The 18,008-nt window shown below is 63.6% G+C and carries 22 protein-coding genes; 16 read left to right on the top strand and 6 right to left on the bottom strand.

Going from position 1 to position 18,008, the window contains the following annotated elements:
* Window positions 1-15 precede the first annotated feature (15 nt).
* The 5 genes from ASD12_RS14140 to ASD12_RS14120 form a co-directional block, all read right to left on the bottom strand.
* Window positions 16-780 (bottom strand): Stf0 family sulfotransferase, encoded by a 765-nt coding sequence (locus ASD12_RS14140; RefSeq protein WP_082525420.1) that lies wholly within the window; start codon window positions 778-780, stop codon window positions 16-18.
* 48 nt (window positions 781-828) lie between these two features.
* Window positions 829-1,380 (bottom strand): chloramphenicol phosphotransferase, encoded by a 552-nt coding sequence (locus ASD12_RS14135; RefSeq protein ID WP_056586673.1) that lies wholly within the window; start codon window positions 1,378-1,380, stop codon window positions 829-831.
* A gap of 47 nt (window positions 1,381-1,427) precedes the next feature.
* The gene (locus ASD12_RS14130; protein ID WP_056586671.1) at window positions 1,428-2,282 is read right to left on the bottom strand and encodes a lytic transglycosylase domain-containing protein; all 855 of its coding nucleotides are present in this window, start codon (window positions 2,280-2,282) and stop codon (window positions 1,428-1,430) included.
* Between the two features lie 5 nt (window positions 2,283-2,287).
* Complete coding sequence (gene ispG / locus ASD12_RS14125) at window positions 2,288-3,538, bottom strand: flavodoxin-dependent (E)-4-hydroxy-3-methylbut-2-enyl-diphosphate synthase (RefSeq protein ID WP_056586899.1); 1,251 nt, start codon at window positions 3,536-3,538, stop codon at window positions 2,288-2,290.
* 332 nt (window positions 3,539-3,870) lie between these two features.
* Window positions 3,871-4,050, bottom strand: coding sequence for a YdcH family protein (locus tag ASD12_RS14120; protein WP_056586668.1), 180 nt, complete (start codon window positions 4,048-4,050; stop codon window positions 3,871-3,873).
* Window positions 4,051-4,291: 241 nt separating this feature from the next.
* Here ASD12_RS14120 and ASD12_RS14115 point away from each other — a divergent pair, with 241 nt between their 5' ends.
* The gene (locus ASD12_RS14115) at window positions 4,292-4,495 is read left to right on the top strand and encodes a YdcH family protein (protein WP_056586665.1); all 204 of its coding nucleotides are present in this window, start codon (window positions 4,292-4,294) and stop codon (window positions 4,493-4,495) included.
* A gap of 24 nt (window positions 4,496-4,519) precedes the next feature.
* Here ASD12_RS14115 and ASD12_RS14110 read toward each other — a convergent pair whose 3' ends face one another.
* Window positions 4,520-5,308 (bottom strand): IclR family transcriptional regulator, encoded by a 789-nt coding sequence (locus ASD12_RS14110; protein ID WP_056586664.1) that lies wholly within the window; start codon window positions 5,306-5,308, stop codon window positions 4,520-4,522.
* A 121-nt stretch (window positions 5,309-5,429) separates the two neighbouring features.
* Between ASD12_RS14110 and ASD12_RS14105 the strand changes: the two genes are divergently transcribed.
* The 15 genes from ASD12_RS14105 (at window position 5,430) to ASD12_RS14035 (ending at window position 17,961) form a co-directional block, all read left to right on the top strand.
* A complete protein-coding gene (locus tag ASD12_RS14105) occupies window positions 5,430-6,302 on the top strand; it encodes a transporter substrate-binding domain-containing protein (RefSeq protein ID WP_056586661.1) in 873 nt (290 codons plus the stop codon).
* Window positions 6,303-6,475: 173 nt separating this feature from the next.
* Complete coding sequence (locus ASD12_RS14100; protein ID WP_056586659.1) at window positions 6,476-7,141, top strand: amino acid ABC transporter permease; 666 nt, start codon at window positions 6,476-6,478, stop codon at window positions 7,139-7,141.
* A 1-nt stretch (window position 7,142) separates the two neighbouring features.
* Complete coding sequence (locus ASD12_RS14095) at window positions 7,143-7,793, top strand: amino acid ABC transporter permease (protein ID WP_056586654.1); 651 nt, start codon at window positions 7,143-7,145, stop codon at window positions 7,791-7,793.
* A gap of 4 nt (window positions 7,794-7,797) precedes the next feature.
* Complete coding sequence (locus tag ASD12_RS14090; protein ID WP_056586652.1) at window positions 7,798-8,592, top strand: amino acid ABC transporter ATP-binding protein; 795 nt, start codon at window positions 7,798-7,800, stop codon at window positions 8,590-8,592.
* Window positions 8,593-8,630: 38 nt separating this feature from the next.
* The gene (locus ASD12_RS14085; protein WP_056586649.1) at window positions 8,631-9,092 is read left to right on the top strand and encodes a RidA family protein; all 462 of its coding nucleotides are present in this window, start codon (window positions 8,631-8,633) and stop codon (window positions 9,090-9,092) included.
* Window positions 9,093-9,119: 27 nt separating this feature from the next.
* Window positions 9,120-10,325 (top strand): aminotransferase class V-fold PLP-dependent enzyme, encoded by a 1,206-nt coding sequence (locus tag ASD12_RS14080; RefSeq protein ID WP_056586643.1) that lies wholly within the window; start codon window positions 9,120-9,122, stop codon window positions 10,323-10,325.
* Window positions 10,326-10,474: 149 nt separating this feature from the next.
* Window positions 10,475-11,422, top strand: coding sequence for a metallophosphoesterase (locus ASD12_RS14075; protein WP_056586640.1), 948 nt, complete (start codon window positions 10,475-10,477; stop codon window positions 11,420-11,422).
* A 54-nt stretch (window positions 11,423-11,476) separates the two neighbouring features.
* Window positions 11,477-11,791, top strand: coding sequence for a cupredoxin family copper-binding protein (locus tag ASD12_RS14070; RefSeq protein ID WP_056586897.1), 315 nt, complete (start codon window positions 11,477-11,479; stop codon window positions 11,789-11,791).
* A gap of 46 nt (window positions 11,792-11,837) precedes the next feature.
* Window positions 11,838-12,377, top strand: a complete 540-nt coding sequence (locus ASD12_RS14065; protein ID WP_056586638.1) for a sigma-70 family RNA polymerase sigma factor — start codon at window positions 11,838-11,840, stop codon at window positions 12,375-12,377.
* Window positions 12,374-13,306, top strand: coding sequence for an anti-sigma factor (locus ASD12_RS14060; protein ID WP_056586635.1), 933 nt, complete (start codon window positions 12,374-12,376; stop codon window positions 13,304-13,306). The genes ASD12_RS14065 and ASD12_RS14060 overlap by 4 nt, the downstream gene beginning before the upstream one ends.
* A 204-nt stretch (window positions 13,307-13,510) precedes the next feature.
* A complete protein-coding gene (locus ASD12_RS14055) occupies window positions 13,511-14,500 on the top strand; it encodes a sugar phosphate isomerase/epimerase family protein (RefSeq protein ID WP_056586632.1) in 990 nt (329 codons plus the stop codon).
* Window positions 14,501-14,513: 13 nt separating this feature from the next.
* Window positions 14,514-15,389 (top strand): MurR/RpiR family transcriptional regulator, encoded by an 876-nt coding sequence (locus ASD12_RS14050; protein WP_056586629.1) that lies wholly within the window; start codon window positions 14,514-14,516, stop codon window positions 15,387-15,389.
* Window positions 15,386-16,279: a ribokinase gene (locus ASD12_RS14045; RefSeq protein WP_056586626.1), complete on the top strand. Its 894-nt coding sequence runs from the start codon at window positions 15,386-15,388 to the stop codon at window positions 16,277-16,279. The genes ASD12_RS14050 and ASD12_RS14045 overlap by 4 nt, the downstream gene beginning before the upstream one ends.
* 102 nt (window positions 16,280-16,381) lie before the next feature.
* Window positions 16,382-16,879 (top strand): 5-(carboxyamino)imidazole ribonucleotide mutase, encoded by a 498-nt coding sequence (purE, locus tag ASD12_RS14040; protein ID WP_056586623.1) that lies wholly within the window; start codon window positions 16,382-16,384, stop codon window positions 16,877-16,879.
* Window positions 16,876-17,961, top strand: a complete 1,086-nt coding sequence (locus ASD12_RS14035) for a 5-(carboxyamino)imidazole ribonucleotide synthase (RefSeq protein ID WP_056586619.1) — start codon at window positions 16,876-16,878, stop codon at window positions 17,959-17,961. The genes purE and ASD12_RS14035 overlap by 4 nt, the downstream gene beginning before the upstream one ends.
* Window positions 17,962-18,008: the final 47 nt, after the last annotated feature.

Here is an 18,008-nt window from a genome sequence, read left to right as displayed (position 1 = left end):
GCATCCGCGGATGCGTCAGACGGATGCGTCCAGAAGATAGCGGCGCATCCAGTCGAGGCTCGTGTCGTCGGAGAGCTTTGCAACGCCGGGGCTTACATCCCCGGCGTCAGGTGCTCGGACCCCCAGGGCTTCGCAGATGCCTAGCAACGTCGCGGCCGGGTTCGCGGCAAGACGCTCATAGCCGACCCGCAGCGGGGATATGCCTTGCTCAGTGAACCAAATGTTCCAGGCTGCATCATAGGTCTCGAGTTCCGTCACCTCACGCCTGATCCGCTTAAAATCATATTGGGGCGCTTTCGGCGGCGCGGCCCTTTCGATCTCGGTGCCGTCGGGAGCGATATGCCAAAGACCGGTCTGCTCGGCTTTGATCAAAGAGACAGCCTGCGCAAGCTTGTCCTCCCGGGAGAGATGTATGTAGACAATACGGCCAAAGGCCTTTTCAAGACGCGCTCTGTCGGATGGCAGTTCTGGGAAAATCTGGTCGAGGATTGCCGAGAGCTCATCCAGATTTTCGCGCATCAAGCGAAGGCCGAAGAGGCCGGTCCCACCCTTGCCGGCAGCGATCGCCGCGTTGAGATAGGCGACATTGAAGTCGAGCTCGCTCATCGTGTCGCGATCAGGCAGCTTCCACTCTTCGGCCCACTCCGACACGTCCTGCCGCCGATAGAATGAGTGGGGCGTGCCGGCCGTCTTCGTGGACTCCAGAAGCTTGCACAGCAAAGTGCTTCCGGTCCGCGGCGTGCCGCAGACAATGTATCCATCGAACATGTCGCGGCCCATGCTGCTCGTCAAAGGCAGCGCTGTCGCCCCTGGTAAAGATGGCCGCCGCTATAGCTGAAATCTTTGCTGGATGCGACAGGCGCATTCGAGTGGCGTGAGGACGCTGGTGTCGACTTCGAGGTCGTAGTCCATGTTCTCGTGCACGCGTTCATATTGCCAGCGCGCCAGCCCTGGCATTCGGTCGCCCCGCAGGGCCTCACGCGCTTCCAACACTTCCAGCGGCGCCCGGACACCAACGACATGGAGATCGAAGGCCGATAGCAGTTCGAGATAGTCCGGCAGTTCGCCATTGCAAAGCACGTCGTCGACGATGAGGTTGTTGCCGTGCCCGGCCATCGCGGCGATGGCGTGGCGCATGGCGCGCAGGGTTCGCGCCCCAACCGGTCCGGTCCTGATCACGACCGAAGGCTTGCCGTCCCGTTGGATGGTTTCATAGGAAAAACCATCCGCATGGTCCTGCATGGCGTCGGGCAGCATCGCGATGAAAGTGTCCATCTGGACATGCAGGAAGGGCTCGGCGGTGATTGTCTGCAACGCCTTGGCGATCGAGCTCTTGCCGGCACTGCCGACACCGTTGAGCAAAATGATCCTGGCTTTCACCTTCAGACGCCTCTCTCAGACAAAACATCGTGCCGGCAGGGGTCAAATTACCGGTTGCGCACCACCACGCACGCCCCGCCGATGCTTTGCAATTTCTGGCAGATGACATTGGCGGCGGCACGGTCGTCGACCCCGATTCTGACCGCGTAGATGCCGCGCCGGCCGATTGGCGTGCGCACCCGGCTGACCACCGGATCGTGCCCGTTGAGCAGGGCCGGGAACCGGCTCCTTACCCTGAGCCACTGGTTGATCGCGGCACTGCGGCGAAAATTGCCGGCCACCTGGATGCCCCACGGCTTTATGTTGATCGAGGCCATCGCCACGGTCCGCGACATGATCACCGGCAGCCTGCGGCAGGCGACGGCAAAATCCGTCTTTACGTCGAGCGGCTCGATCTTTCCGGCATAGGCCCGGTCGGTGAACTTGTCGGCCGGCTCGCCCATGATGTCGAAGACATAGCTTTCGGTTTCCATCGGCAGGAAGCCGCCGGAGCTGAGCCAGCGCGACACCCGGCTCTCACCAGCATTGTAGGCCGCCGCCGCCAGGCCGAGATTGCCATAGCCGGTTTTCATTTCGGCGAGATACTTTGCCGACGCCGGGATCGCCTGGTTGATGTCGAAGGAATTGGTGAGCCCGCGCATCTTGGCGGTGCCCGGCATGAACTGGGCGATGCCTTCGGCGCCGACCGGACTAACAGCGTTGGGATCGAAACGGCTCTCCTTCCAGATCAGCCGGGCGAAGAAATCCCTGGGCAGGCCGTTCTGGTCGGCATGGGCCTTGATCAGGGCGCAAACCTTGTCAATCAGCCGCTGTTTGGCGGATTGCGGCGGATCGGCTTGAACAGCTGTCGAGCAGACCAGGGCGCAAAGCAAAACGAGCGTCGCCCTGAGGAAACGCTGCATCGCGCCTACTCCGCCGCGGCCTTGCCGCGACCAAACCGTTGCTCGATATAGTCGGCGACCATTTTCTCGAAATCCGCCGCGATCGACGGCCCGCGCAGAGTCGCCGCCTTCTTGCCGTCGACGAAGACAGGCGCCGTCGGCGTCTCGCCGGTGCCGGGCAGCGAAATGCCGATGTCGGCATGCTTGGACTCGCCCGGGCCGTTGACGATGCAACCCATCACCGCGACCTTGAGGTTCTCGACGCCGGGATATTTTTCGCGCCACACCGGCATGTTCTTCCTGAGATCGGCCTGGATGTTCTGGGCCAGCTCCTGGAAGACGGTGGAGGTGGTGCGGCCGCAGCCGGGACAGGCGGCGACGATCGGCACGAACTGCCTGAACCCCATGGTCTGCAGCAATTCCTGCGACACCTGCACCTCACGTGTGCGGTCGCCATTCGGCTCCGGCGTCAGCGAGATGCGAATGGTGTCGCCAATCCCTTGCTGTAGCAGGATGCCCATGGCAGCCGAAGAAGCAACGATGCCTTTCGAGCCCATGCCGGCCTCGGTGAGGCCAAGATGCAGCGCATGGTTGGAGCGGGTGGCAAGCTCGGTATAGACGGCGATCAGATCCTGCACGCCGCTGACTTTGGCCGACAGGATGATTTTCTCGCGGCCAAGCCCGATCTCTTCCGCCATCTCGGCCGACAGGATCGCCGACTGCACGATCGCCTCGCGCGTCACCTCTTGCGCGGTCAGCGGAAAACCCTTGTCCTGGTTGTCGTCCATCAACCGGGTCAAAAGCTCCTGGTCGAGCGAGCCCCAGTTGACGCCGATGCGCACCGGCTTGTCGTGTTTGATCGCCATCTCGACGATCGCGGCGAACTGCCGGTCTTTCTTGTCCTTGAAGCCGACATTGCCCGGATTGATGCGATATTTGGCCAGCGCCTCGGCACAGGCCGGATGATCGGCCAAAAGCTTGTGGCCGATATAGTGGAAATCGCCGACCAGCGGTACGTTGATGCCAAGCCGCTGAAGCCGCTCATGAATGCGTGGCACGGCGGCGGCACTCTCGTCGCGATCGACGGTGATGCGCACGATCTCGGAGCCGGCCCGGTGGAGTGCTGCGACTTGCGCAACAGTCTGGTCGACATCGGCCGTGTCGGTGTTGGTCATCGACTGCACGACAACGGGCGCGCCGCCGCCGACGACCACGCCGCCGACATCGACGCCAACCGAGGTGCGGCGGGGAAAAGGAGAGGAAAAATATCCGGTCATGCCGGCAGCCTTTTGTCTCTGGAGCGCCATGCGTCCACTTGAACGCACAAAGTGCGCTCCGGGCCGATGCGCTAAAGTCCGGGCATGAGGTGGAGGAGCAAAGATGGCTTGTCAATGGCGACAGGTCGCCACTGGCCGGAATCGGCCCGCCGCCAGAGGCCAGAAACAATCGATGATCTGGCGAAAACGGGCGACGGCCGAAGCTGAAATTAGCCCTGTGGGAGTCCAGCTTAGGCTGATGCCCGATGCTGGAAATCAAAAACCACCATGCCGGCGGCAGGCACCGCCGGGAAAAGAGGCCGCGGATCGCAAGCGGCTAGGTCAGCAGGGCATCAATGCGTGGTCGGTTTCCCTCTTAGTTTTTCAATCGCATCCTTGAGTGCCAGCTTGCGTCGCTTGAGATTCACGATTTCGAGGTCGTCGACCGATGGATGGTTCATCGCGTCATCGATTTCACGTTCGATGTCGCCGTGTTTCCGCTGCAACTCATCAAGATGGGATGCAAGAGACATGATTGGTTCTCCCTTTCATGGTTTCCTCGATTGCAGCCGTCACGGCGCGTCCACCGCAGGTTCGCTTTCTGTGACGGCACGGTGACAGTGTGCCACCTTCCGGCAACGATGTCGAATGATCCGTGGTAGCATTCCACGACAATGTGAAATGTGATATGGGCTGCGCGCCGGTTGCAAAATCCCGCCGGCCCCGCCCAATCAGGCCCATTTTTGGGCGCCGCAGACGTGCAGACGGTAGATAATGTCCGATCAGGAACAGGCTGATATCCGCCTCGAATATTCCCGGCTGAAGCAGGAGCACGCGGATTTCGATGCGGCCATCAACGCGATGATCGCCATGGGCTGCGATCCGCTGCAGATCCAGCGCATGAAGAAGAAAAAGCTGTTCCTCAAGGACCGGCTGATGGCGCTGGAAGACAAGATCATTCCCGACATCATTGCCTGAACCAGCATTCGATCGTTGGCGCGCCTAGGCCGCGATCGAAAGCCTCGCGGCACGATCACGCAGCAGGCCGATGAGTTCGCCGGTCCGCTCCTCGGACGTATCGATGGGAACCACCAGGCACATCGTCGCTTCGACCTTGCCCGGCGCTGAAAGGACCGGCGCGGCAAGGCATTTCGTATAGGCATCGACAAGGCCCGAGGTGACGCAATAGCCGGTGACCTGCGCTTTTGCGATGTCGGCGACGAAATCGTCGAGCCGCAGTTTGCGCCCGTCGGGCAGCACCAGATCGTCGTCCGACACCATGCCTTCGATCTCAGCCTTCTCCAGCCCCGCCAGAAGCAGCCGCCCCGAGGCCGTCCAGGGCAGCGGTATCTGCAAGCCGGTGGCGGAACTGATGCGGAACGGCCTGGTGCCGGGACTCGCGTGGACGATCGTATAGCGCCCGCTTTGCAGCATGCACAGTTCGGAAGTCTCGCCGGTCTCGCGCGACAGATTGTCGACCTCCTGACGCCCCCGCCTCAAGAGGTCGTTGCCTCGCACATAGTCCATTCCATAGAGATAGAGTTTCTTGCCGAAATAGACGCGATTGCCGTCGCTTTCCATTTCCAGCAGTCCCGCATCGACCAGCGACCGCACCAGCGTGTAGGTCGTCGAGCGGGGCGCGTTCACGCCCTTGGCAAGGTCGCCAATGCCGATCGCCCGCTGGGTCGTGTGAAGAAACTCCAGAATCTCGAGCACCCGGTTGAGCCCTTTTTCACGGGAGCCCGAAATCTTCTCGCCGGCTGAAACTGCCGAGGCATTGCCATCTTGCATTGTCGATTCCCGGTGTTAATATCTGTCTTGTACAGGATACACTCGTCTCTTGTAAGAGACAAAATCACCGACGCGTGTCCTGCCTGTGCACAAGGGGAACACAACACGAAAGGAGGTCGCCGTGAACGACACATCCGGAAGACGTGATTTTCTGAAATTGGGAATGGCAGGGCTGGCCACGGCTGGCGTGCTGGCAACCATCGATGCCCAGAAGGCCGCTGCCCAGGCAGCACCCGACAGCCTGCTGCGCACCGTGCTCGATCGCGGCAAGCTGATCGTCGGCACCGGCAGCACCAACGCGCCCTGGCACTTCGAGAACGATGCCGGCGAACTCGTCGGCATGGACATCACCATGGGACGCATTCTCGCCAAGGGCCTTTTCGACGATCCGACCAAGGTCGAATTCGTCATGCAGGATCCGGCTCAGCGCATTCCCAACGTGACCACCAACAAGGTCGACATCACCATCCAGTTCATGACGATGAGCGCCCAGCGCTCGCAGCTGGTCAATTTTTCCCGGCCTTACTATGTCGAGGGCGTCGCCCTGCTGAGCCTTCCGACCGCCGAGAACAAGACCTTCGACAAGCTGCTTGCCGGTGGCGCGGCGACACGTATCTCCATCCTGCAGAATGTCGATGCCGAGGCGCAGGTGCATTCGGTCCTGCCCGAGTGCCAGGTCATGCAGATTGATACCCAGGCCAACGTGCTGCAGGCGCTGGAATCGAAACGCGTCGATGCCGCTGCCGTCGATCTGTCCACGGTGCGTTGGCTCGCCTCGCGCAATCCGGACAAATATTTCGACGCCGGCAAGAGCTGGCTGAGCATGCTTTATGGCGCGGCACTGCGGCAAGGTGACCTCGACTGGCTGGCCTTCGTCAACGCGACCTTCACCATCGCCATGTTCGGTCACGAAAACGCACTCTACGATGCCGCCTTCAAGGACTATTTCGGACAGGAGCCGCCGGCGCGCCATCCCGGCTTCCCGACCATTTGATCTGCATCGGGGGGAAGGGCGTATCCAGCGCCCTTCCGCCTCCCTAGAGCAATTCCAGGAAAAGTGTGAAACGGTTTTCCGTCCGGAATTGCGTCAAAACAAAGAGTTAGAGCGGTTTGCCGTTTCCGTGAAACGGTGAACTGCTCTAAAGCCTGCGGCACTGAGGCGGACGCATGGGCTATGCCCTCAATTTCAACCTGATCTGGCGGCACTTCGACAAGCTGTGGGGCGGCCTGCTGCTCAGTCTCGAGCTCGCCGTCATATCGATCGCCATCGGCATCGTCATCGGCCTGGTTCTGGCGGTCTGGTACGTGTCTGCCGGGCGCATCGTGCGCACCATCATCGCCGCCTATGTCGAATTCATCCGCAACGTGCCGCTGATCCTGCTCGTCTACCTCGTCTTCTACGGCCTGCCGACGGTGGTCGATATCGCCTACAGCGCGCCGACCTCGTTTGTCGTCACGCTGTCGCTCTACAGCGGCGCCTATCTGGTCGAGGTGTTCCGCTCCGGGCTCGAAGCCGTCCCGCGCGGACAGCTGGATGCCGGCAAGGCAATCGGCCTGACTCCATGGCAAAGGCTGCTCAATGTGCGCCTGCCGACCATGCTGCGCATCACGCTGCCGGCACTGTCCAATACCTTCATATCGCTGTTCAAGGATACGTCCGTCGCGTCGGTCATCTCGGTGCCGGAACTGACCTACGGCGCCCAGTGGATCAACTTCAACACCTTCCGCATCGTCGAGGTCTATCTCGTGGTCACCGCGATGTATCTGGTGACCGGCTACATCATGCTTTTTGCGCTTCGGCTTGTCGAGCGCCGGTTCAGGGCGGCGCGCTGACATGCTCATCCAGATCGCCTATGCCTTGCCTTTCCTCGCCCAGGGCTTTGCCCTGACACTGTGGGTATCCCTGCTGGTCGTGGTGTTTTCCCTGATTGCCGGCGTGATCATGGGCGTCGGCCTCGTCTATGGCCCTGTACCGTTGCAATGGGCCGTGCGCATCTTCAGCGACACCATCCGCGGCATCCCTATCCTGGTGCTCATCTTCTTTGTCTATTACGGCCTGCCGGCCGTCGGGCTTCATCTGCCATCCTTCTGGGCAGCCGTGCTGGCGCTCACCCTGTTCAAGACGGCGCAGGTCGTCGAATACCTCAGGGGTGCGGTCGGCTCCATCCCGAGGGGGCAATCCGAGGCGGCAATGGCGATCGGACTGACCTTTCGCCAGCGGCTCGCCTACGTCATCTTCCCGCAAGCGTTCAGGCGCTTCCTGCCGCCCTGGATCAACGGTGTCACCGACGCGGTCAAGGGCAGCGCGCTGGTGTCGCTGCTCGGCATCACCGATCTGATGCAGGCCATCAACCAGGTCATCGGCCGCACCTACGAAGCCATGCCGCTCTATGTTCTCGGCGCGCTCATCTACTTCGCGGTCAACTACGCGCTTTCGCTGGCCAGCCGGCGGCTCGAGCGGCGTTTCTCCTTTATCCGGGAATAGCAAGATGTCCACCAGCTCGACCACCGTCCCGGCCCTTCTCGATGTCACCGATGTTTCCAAATCCTTTGGAACCGTCCAGGTCCTGCGTTCGGTCAGCCTGCAGGTGGCGCGTGGTGAAGTGGTGACGGTCATCGGCCCCTCCGGCAGCGGCAAGACCACGCTGCTGCGTTGCGTCAACTTCCTCGAAAGCTACGACAGCGGCTCGATCCGCATCGACGGCAAGGAGGTCGGCTTTCGCGAAACCGGAGCCCGCCAGCGCCGTAGCGAACGCGACCTCGCCGCGATGCGCGCCGAAACCGGCATGGTGTTCCAGAGCTTCAACCTCTTTCCGCACCTGACAGCCGCCGGCAACATCATGCTTGGTCTCACCAAGGTGCGCGGCAAGAGCCGTGCGGAGGCCCGCACCATCGCCGAGCACTGGCTCGGCCGGGTCGGTCTCGCCCACAAGGCCGACAGCCTGCCCGCCGAGCTGTCCGGCGGCCAGCAGCAGCGTGTCGGCATTGCCCGTGCCGTGGCCATGGGGCCCAAGATCCTGCTTCTCGACGAGATAACCTCCGCGCTCGACCCGGAACTGGTCGGCGAGGTGCTCGAGGTTGTGCGCAGCCTGGCCGAGGACGGCATGACGATGGTGATGGTCACGCACGAAATGGCCTTTGCCCGCGATGCATCGAGCCGCATCATCTTCATGGCCGATGGCGGCGTCAGCGCGGCGGGTCCACCCGCCGAAATCCTGGCGGCGGACACCGACAACGAGCGCCTGCGCACCTTCCTGGCACGCTTCCGCGCCTCGCATTTCTAGAACGGGACAGCGAACGCTGTCGCAAGGAGCCTTTTTTGATGACGCCTTATATCCGGCTCGCCGAGTTGGGCTTGACGCTGCCCGAGCCGCCGACCCCGATCGCCAACTTCGTCACCCATGCCGAAAGCGGCCGGTTGATCTTCCTGTCCGGCCAGGGGCCGCTGCGGACCGACGGCACGCTGTTCACCGGCAAGGTGGGAGACGACGTCACCGTCGAAGAGGCCTATGGCCATGCCCGCCTCACCGGCCTCAATCTGCTCGCCGTCATGCACGCAGCCACTGGCGACCTTGGCCGTATCGTGCGCATCGTCAAGCTGCTCGGCTTCGTCAATGCGACACCGACCTTCAGCGACCACCCGAAGGTGGTCAATGGCTGTTCCGACCTGTTCGCCGATGTGTTCGACAGTATCGGCGGCCATGCCCGCTCGGCGATCGGCGTCGGTTCCTTGCCCGGAAACATCACCGTCGAAATCGAGGCGGTCGTCGAGATCGCCGCCTGACCTTTTAGAAAATGGGATATCGCAGAGATGAAAACCTATTCCGCCAACGGCTCCAACACCACGATCCGTGAACGGCTCGGCCTTCGCCCGATCATCAATGTCTCCGGCACGATGACGGCGCTCGGCGCATCGATCATCGTCCCGGAAGCGATCAGCGCGATGGCGGAAATGGCCTCGCAATGGGTGGAGATGGACGATCTGCAGCGAGCCGCAAGCACGATCGTCGCACGCCTCACCGGCGGCGAGGCCGGTTTCATCACCGCTTGCTGCGCCAGCGGCATCACCATGGCGATCGCTGGCGCGATGACGGGAACCAACCTGCTCGCCATCGAACGCCTGCCTGACAACACCGAGGACCTCAAGTCGGAGGTGATCGTCCAGCTCGGCCACATCGTCAACTATGGCGCCCCGATCGACCAGTCGGTCCGGCTGGCGGGCGCCAAGGTCGTGCCGGCCGGCACGGTCAGCGTGACGCAGGACTATCACGTGCGCGACGCAATCCGTGACCGCACGGCGGCGGGCCTCTATGTCGTCGCCCACCACACCGTGCAGTATGGCATGCTGTCGCTGGAGGAATTCTGCGAGATCTGCCACGCCAGGGGCGTCCCGGTGATTGTCGACGCGGCTTCCGAATATGACCTGCGCGGCTTCCTCGCGCGCGGCGCCGATATTGTCATCTACAGCGGCCACAAATTCCTGAGCGGGCCGACCAGCGGCATCGTCACCGGGCGCAAGGATCTGGTTCGAGCCGCCTATCTGCAGAACCGCGGCGTCGCCCGCGCCATGAAGGTCGGCAAGGAAAGCATTGCCGGCACCATGGCCGCACTGGAAGCCTGGGAAAAGCGCGACCATGCCGGCATCCGCCGCCGCGAAGAGACGGCACTCACCCTGTGGAAGGACACATTGCAGGGCCTGCCGGGCATTGTCGCGCAGATCATCCCCGACCCGACCGCCAATCCTCTGGACCGGTTGCAGATTTTTGTATTGCCCGAAAGCCGGTTCACGGCAGCCGGTCTCACCTCGGAGCTCGCCGCCGGCTCGCCGCCGATCATCGTGCGCAACCACGAGGCGGAGCGCGGGCATTTCTTCCTCGACCCCTGCAATCTTCATCCCGGCGAGGCCGAGATCGTCGCCGAACGGCTGCGCTCCATACTGACCGCGAAGGACCGTCCCGCCGATGCCATGAAGCCAGTCCGCAAGGAATCGTCTGGCGCCTTGCGCTGGCCGGATTGAAACACCGGGCTTGCCTGAAAATGCGCCGGTCACGATCGGCACACGCCATCACGCGACCGTGAACGGCTGAATCCGCGCCAGCCGGGAATAAACCGCCGCCGCCCCGGGTCTCCTCAGCATACGCCACTCCTGGCGTTGAGGAGATCGACATGACCCATCATCACGACGACGACAACGGGCACATCAGCCGCCGCCATGCGCTGGAGTGCATGATCTGGGCCGGCACCGGCGTGCTGTGGACGATTTCAGGCGGCATACCGGTGTCGCTCAACCTGCTCGGCGCCGCACAAGCTGCCGAAGCCATGGCCACGGGCTTCACCTTCCTGCAGATATCCGACAGCCATATCGGCTTCGACAAGGCGGCTAACCCGCACGCCATCGACACGCTGAAGGAAGCGATGGGAAAGATCCAGGCGCTGCCGCAAAAGCCGGCCTTCATGATCCACACCGGCGACATCACCCATCTGTCCAAGCCCGCACAGTTCGACAATGCCGCTGAGATCATCGGCGGCGCCGGCTTCGACGTGCATTATGTGCCAGGCGAGCACGATCTGATCGACGACGGCAACGGCAAGGCCTATCTCGACCGCTACGGCAAGGGCACCAGGGGCGCCGGCTGGTATTCGTTCGACCAGAACGGCGTACATTTCGTGGCGCTGGTCAATGTCGTTAACCTCAAAGCCGGCGGGCTCGGCAATCTCGGCGCCGAACAGCTGGCGTGGCTGGCCGACGATCTGAAAGCGCTCAGCGCCTCGACGCCGATCGTCGTCTTCGCCCACATCCCGCTATGGGCCGTCTATCCCGAATGGGGCTGGGGCACCGACGACGCGGCCCAGGCGCTCGGCCTGCTCAAGCGTTTCGGCTCGGTCACGGTGCTCAATGGCCACATCCACCAGATCATGCAGAAAGTGGAAGGTAACGTCACCTTCCACACCGCGCGCTCGACCGCCTTCCCGCAGCCGGCGCCGGGCACCGCCGCCTCGCCAGGACCGATGACGGTGCCGGCCGGACAGCTGCGCGGCCTGCTCGGCACCAGCAGCGTCACCGTGAAGCAAGGCGGGCAGGATCTCGCCATCATCGATTCAACGCTGGCTTGAGCCTGAACAGCAAGGGAAATCACCATGCTCTGCATACGCCTTCCGGCCCGGCACATGGCCGCGATCCTCACCGCCTTCACCTTGACCACGGCGACCTGCCAGCCGCTGCGCGCGGCAGATGCGCCGATGGTCAAAATCGAGAACTTCGCCTTCACCCCGCCCGAACTGAGGGTCAAGCCCGGCACCACCGTGATCTTCAGAAACGACGACGACATCCCGCATCAGGTCGTTGCCAACGATTCCTCCTTCCGTTCCAAGGCGCTTGACACCGGTGACACTTATGAATTCACCTTCACCAAAGCAGGCGACTTTGCCTATTTCTGCGGGCTTCACCCGCATATGCAGGGCAAAATCACCGTCGCCCCCTGAAGGAGCGTGGCAGACCCTGCCCGGAGTGCTGGATCATGGTGCTGACTTGAGCGAGAAGGCCCTGGCCGAGCGCTTCGGCGAGGTGGTGCTGCCCCATCTCGGTGATGCGCTTACGCTGGCTCGCTGGCTGACCGGCAACGCCGCCGACGCCGAGGATGTGGTGCAGGAGGCCTGCGTGAAGGCGCATGCCGGCATATCAGGCTATGCCGGTGGCAATGCCCGCGCCTGGCTGCTGACCATCGTGCGCAACACCGCCTACACCTGGATGTCGCGCAACCGGCCGCGCGGCATGCTCGCCGTCGGTGACCTCGGCGATCTCGACCAGATGGCGGCAGCGCACGGCACCAGCCTGCCCGACGAAGACGGACCGGAAGCGAGCCTGATCGCCAGGGCCGATACGGCGGCACTCGAAGTGGCGATCGCAGCACTGCCGCAGCCGTTTCGCGAGACGCTGGTGCTGCGCGACATCAACGGCCTCAGCTACCGCGAGATAGCGGCCATGCTGGGGGTACCGATGGGCACGGTAATGTCGCGGCTAGCCCGCGCCCGCAGCCTGCTTGTGTCCAAACTGGGGAGAGCGCCATGACCAACCATGACGACGGACTGCCCAACGATCCCGAGGGCATTAGCCTGATGATCCATGCCCTCATTGATGGCGAACTCGACGCGGCGGCTGCACTTGCGGTGGAGCGGCGCATCGCCGCCGACCCACAGCTTGCCGCCGAACACGCCCGCATCATTGCCTTGCAGGGTGCGCTCAGCCGCTTGCCACGCCCCCATGTCAGCGATGTCTTTCAGGCACGCATCGCGGCACTTGGTGCGACAGCCACGCCACATCCGGCGCAAGACGTGCCGACGCAGGACGAAGCGGCCGGGCCGCAGCGGGGGACGCTGTCGCCGCAACCGGATCAAATAGGTGTAGGCCAGCTTCACGGAACCTCGAGACGAGCCACAGAGACACGTCCGTCGCAGACGCGGATCCTGCCAAGGGCGCGCCGCTTCGGCTCGTTCGACTGGCGCGCTCTTGCCGCGTCCATCGTGATCAGCGCGGTACTGGCCAGCGGAGCCACGCAGTGGGTGATGGTCGACAACACGTCCGACAGTTTCGCAGCTGGAGTCGCCAGCGGCCACCGCCGCAGCCTGCTTGCGGCGAGCCCAATCGATATCGTCTCATCCGATCGCCATACGGTGAAGCCGTGGCTCGACGCCCGGATCGGCGTGTCGCCGCCGGCGCCCGACCTTGCGCAGGACGGTTTCGCGCTCATCGGCGGCCGGGTAGAGGTGATATCAGGCCGACCGGTCCCGGCGCTGGTCTACCGCCATCGCGAGCACCTGATCACGCTGGTCGCCGAACCTCAACAGGGCGGGACCACCACTGAGCCCGAGGATCTCTCGTCGAGCGGCTTCTCGCTGGTACAATGGAGCGACGGCGCCTTCTCCTACTGGGCGATCTCCGACATGGAGCGGCCCGAACTGGACGACTTCGTCGCCCGCTTCCGCAAGGCGGCGGTGTGAAGACTGCCCTGCCTCGTTCCTGATCCCACCGCGCTGACAGGCTTCTCCAACCTGCAACGTCAGCCAGGAAATCGCCGGTTCTTAGCGCGCCTTTGCACGGCTCTGCCCGGCCGCCGCAGCCGGCAGCGACTCGTCGTCCTCTCAAAACAATAACTTTACAAACATTCGTACTGATGTAAAGTTATAACTATTGAAGGATCGATCATGCCTGCCCATCGTTTCGCCACGCGCCTGAATTCCTTTGCCTCGCGGCCGCAGGCCGAATGGCCGGACCTTGTCGGCAAGCCCTCGCTGCTGCAGATGGCGGCGCGCGCCGCCAGGGTTGCCGGGCTGACCGACCTTGATCTGAATTTCCCCGACCATGTCGGTGAAAAGCCTGCCGAGATCGCCCGCAAGCTCAACGACCTTGGCCTTTCCATCAATGGCTTCGCCATGCGCTACTACTCCAATCCGGCCTTCAAGCTTGGCGCCTTCACCAATCCGGATCCGGCGGTGCGCCGTGAAGCCATCGACCTGACCAAGGCCGGCATCGATGCCGCGCGCGAGGCAGGCGCCAGCCTGATGACGCTGTGGCTCGGCCAGGATGGCTTCGATTACGCCTTCCAGGCCGACTACGCGACGCTTTGGCAACACGAAATCGATGGGATTCGTGAAGTTGCAGCTCATGATCCGGATTGCCAGATCAGCCTTGAATACAAACCAAACGAACCGCGCTCCTACAGCCTGATGCCGGATGCGGCGACGACGTTGCTGGCGATCCGCGATGTCGGCTTGGCCAATCTCGGTGTCACGCTCGATTTCGCTCATGTGCTCTATGCCGACGAACAGCCGGCCTTTGCCGCTGCCCTGGTGGCGCGCCACAGCAAGCTGCTCGGCGTGCACCTCAACGACGGCTACGCCAGGCGCGACGACGGCCTGATGGTCGGCGCGGTGCATACGTTGCAGACCATCGAGCTGCTCAAGCAGATCCGCCGGGACGGCTACGCCGGCGCCATCTATTTCGACACGTTCCCGGACATGACCGGGCTCGATCCGGTGCGTGAGTGCGAAGTCAACATCGCCACCGTCAAGCGCATGCTACGCGTCGTCGACCGGCTGGAGCAGGACAACCGCCTGTCCGCCGCCATGGACAGCCAGGATGCGGTGACGTCGCAGGCCATCATCCAGGAAATCATGCTTGGGCCGGACGTGTGACGAGGGGGCGTGGATGACCTTGAGCGGGCTGGACCTGAAAGCGGTAGGACCGCGCATCCGCATGATGATGCCGCATCTCACCCCGCTGGAGGCGAAGGTGGTGGAAACCGTCTTCGGCCGGCGCGGCTTCGACGAGAGCATTCCGCTGAAGCAGATCGCCCAGGAGGCTGGGGTGTCTGAGGCGATGGTGGTCAAGATCGCCAAGAAACTAGGCTTCTCCGGCTATCGCGACTTCCGCACCGCTGTCTATGAATACAGCCGCCTGCCGACCGCCGAGATGCATCAGGAGCTGTCGTCGGACGACAGTTCCGCCGAGATCGTACAGAAGGTTTTCCGCACCTCCATCCAGGCACTGGAGGAGACACTGGCGATCCTCGACATCGAGGATTTCGACCGCGCCGCCGATCTTCTCTACCGTGCGAAGAACCGGGATTTCTATGGCGTCGGCGGCTCGGCACAGATCGCCCGCGACGTCTCGCACAAATTCCTGCGCATCGGCATCCGCGCATCCGTCTATGACGATTCGCACATGATGCTGATGTCGGCCTCGCTGCTTGGCGGCGACGACATCGCCGTCGGCTTCTCGCATTCGGGCAACACGTCGGCCGTCGTTGACGCCATCCAGCTGGCCCGTAAGAACGGTGCCCGCACGCTGGCCATCACCAACTACGACAACTCACCGCTGGCCGCGGTCGCCGACATCGTGTTGTGCTCGACCGCGCAGGGCTCGCCACTGATGGGCGAGAATGCGGCGGCGCGCATTGCCCAGCTCAACATCCTCGACGCGTTGTTCGTGGCGGTGGCGCAGCGCGACTACCAGGCGGCGGAGCGCAATCTCGGCCGCACCATGTCGGCGGTGACATCGAAACGAAAAGACCGGGGCTCATGAGGACATCGCCGCTGGTCACCGTGTTCGGCAGCCTGCATTACGACATCATGGTCGATGCCCCAGACCGCCCGCGCAAGGGCGAGACGGTGACCGGCCATGCCTGGCATCCCAAATGCGGCGGCAAGGGGGGCAACCAGGCCGTCTCGGCGGCACGGGCCGGCGTCCGCGCGGCGATGATCGGCGCGGTCGGCGACGATGATTTCGGGCGGGCGCTGCTGGCCAACCTCGATCGCGCTGGCGTCGACCGCCGCTTCGTGCGGGTGGCGCCCGGCGTCGGCTCTGGCATTAGCGTGGCGATCTTCGACGCAGGCGGCGACTATGGCGCGGTGATCGTCTCGGGCAGTAATCTGACGCTGTACGATGCCGACATTGCCTCGGCTTCAGCAGTGGTGGCACAAACGGCGGTGCTCTTGTTGCAGAACGAAGTGCCGGAAGCCGCCAACATTACCGCCGCACGCGCGGTGAAGGCGCAGGGCGGGCGCGTCGTGCTCAACGCAGCCCCCGCGCGCAAGCTCTCCGGCGAGTTGACCGCGCTGGTCGACATCCTCGTCGTCAACGCCGTCGAGGCGGAGTTCCTGGCCGGCATGGCGGTGGTCGAAACGCTTGACGGGGCCGCGCAAGCCGCACGGCTGCTGGCCGATCTCTATCGGGTGGCGATCGTCACGGCTGGCGGTGAGGGCGTTGCCTGTTGCGATCGGACTGGCGATGCCTTTGCGCTGCCGGCCATCCCGATCAAGGTCGTCAGCACGCATGGCGCAGGCGATGAATTCGTCGGCGCGCTGGCCGCGGGGCTTGCCCGTGGGGAGACCGTGCGGGCGGCCATCACCGCCGCCAACGCGGCTTCGGCCTTGCTGGTCTCGACGCCAGAGGCCGAGCGCGACGGCATCTGACTGGCTGGTTTGCGTCTTGCCAAACCGCTGCGGCGGCCGCCTATCCTTGCGGCTTCGCGCGAATTCCGCTAAGGCGCGCCTTTGTCGCCGGGGAACACAGACTTGGACGATCAACGCGCCGACGTCGCCATCATCATGGGCAGCCAGTCCGACTGGGCGACGATGCGCCATGCGGCCGAAACGCTGGAAGCACTCGGCATACCGCACAAGCGGCTGATCGTCTCCGCGCATCGCACACCGGACCGGCTCTATGATTTCGCCAAGGGCGCCAAGGCGGCCGGCTACAAGGTGATCATCGCCGGGGCCGGCGGCGCCGCGCACCTGCCCGGCATGACCGCAGCGATGACGCCGTTGCCGGTGTTCGGCGTGCCGGTCGAATCGAAGGCGCTTTCCGGGCAGGATTCGCTGCTGTCCATCGTCCAGATGCCGGCCGGTATTCCCGTGGGAACGCTGGCCATCGGCAAGGCCGGTGCGACCAACGCAGCCCTTCTGGCCGCTGCCGTGCTGGCGCTGAACGATGACAAGCTTGCCGTCCGTCTGGATGCCTGGCGCGCCGCGCAGACCGCCAAGGTCGCGACCGAACCGACGGATACGCCGTGAGCCTGCCCGCCGGATCGACCATCGGCATCATTGGGGGCGGCCAGCTCGGCCGCATGCTGGCGATATCAGCCGCCCGCCTCGGCTATCGCACGGTGGTGCTGGAGCCGCAGCCGGACTGCCCGGCGGCACAGGTCGCCAACCGGCAGATAACGGCCGCCTATGACGACCCGGCGGCCCTTGCCGAACTGGCAGCGTCGAGTTCCGTCGTCACCTACGAGTTCGAGAACGTGCCAGTCACGGCGGCCAGTGCGCTGGCCGCCAAGGTCCCGATCTATCCGCCGGCGCGAGCGCTGGAAGTGGCGCAAGACCGGGTGAGCGAAAAAACATTCCTCAACGGCATCGGCATTGCAACCGCGGATTTCCACGCCGTCGACGATGATGACCAGCTGACGGCGGCGCTGAAGGCGTTCGAAGGCAGCGGCATCCTGAAGACGCGCCGCATGGGCTATGACGGCAAAGGCCAGCGCGTCTTCCGCAACTTGGAAGCCGGCGGTTTTGCCGGCACCTGCGAGGCGATGGGCAATGTGCCGTTGATCCTGGAGTCCTTCGTGCCGTTCGAGCGCGAGATTTCGGTGATCGCGGCGCGTGGGCTGGACGGCGCGGTCGTCGCCTACGATCCGGCCGAGAATGTCCACCGCAACGGCATTCTCCACACATCGATCCTGCCGGCCGCCATTATGCCCGAGACGGCGCAAGCGGCGCGAACGGCCACATCGAAGATCTTGTCGGCGCTGAACTATGTCGGTGTCATCGGCGTCGAGTTCTTCGTGCTGGCCGACGGCTCCCCGCTGGCCAACGAAATCGCACCGCGCGTCCACAATTCCGGCCATTGGACGGAAGCAGCCTGCATCGTTTCGCAGTTCGAGCAGCACATCCGCGCCGTCGCCGGCCTGCCGCTCGGCCACCCGGACCGCCATTCCGATTGCGTGATGGAGAACCTGATCGGCGACGATGTGCTGCGTGTTCCGGAGCTTCTCGCCGAGCCCGATCTGATGCTGCATCTCTACGGCAAGGCCGAGGCACGCCCCGGCCGCAAGATGGGTCATTTCACTCGGATTAAAGCAATTCCAGGAAAAGTGTGAAGCGGTTTTCCCGGGAAAAGCGCGTAGCGCTTTCCCTGGGGAATTGC

Source organism: Mesorhizobium sp. Root102 (assembly GCF_001425625.1).
Classification (GTDB): domain Bacteria; phylum Pseudomonadota; class Alphaproteobacteria; order Rhizobiales; family Rhizobiaceae; genus Mesorhizobium.
Note: the sequence above shows the minus strand (reverse complement) of the source record. Positions and strands in the feature narration are given on the sequence as shown.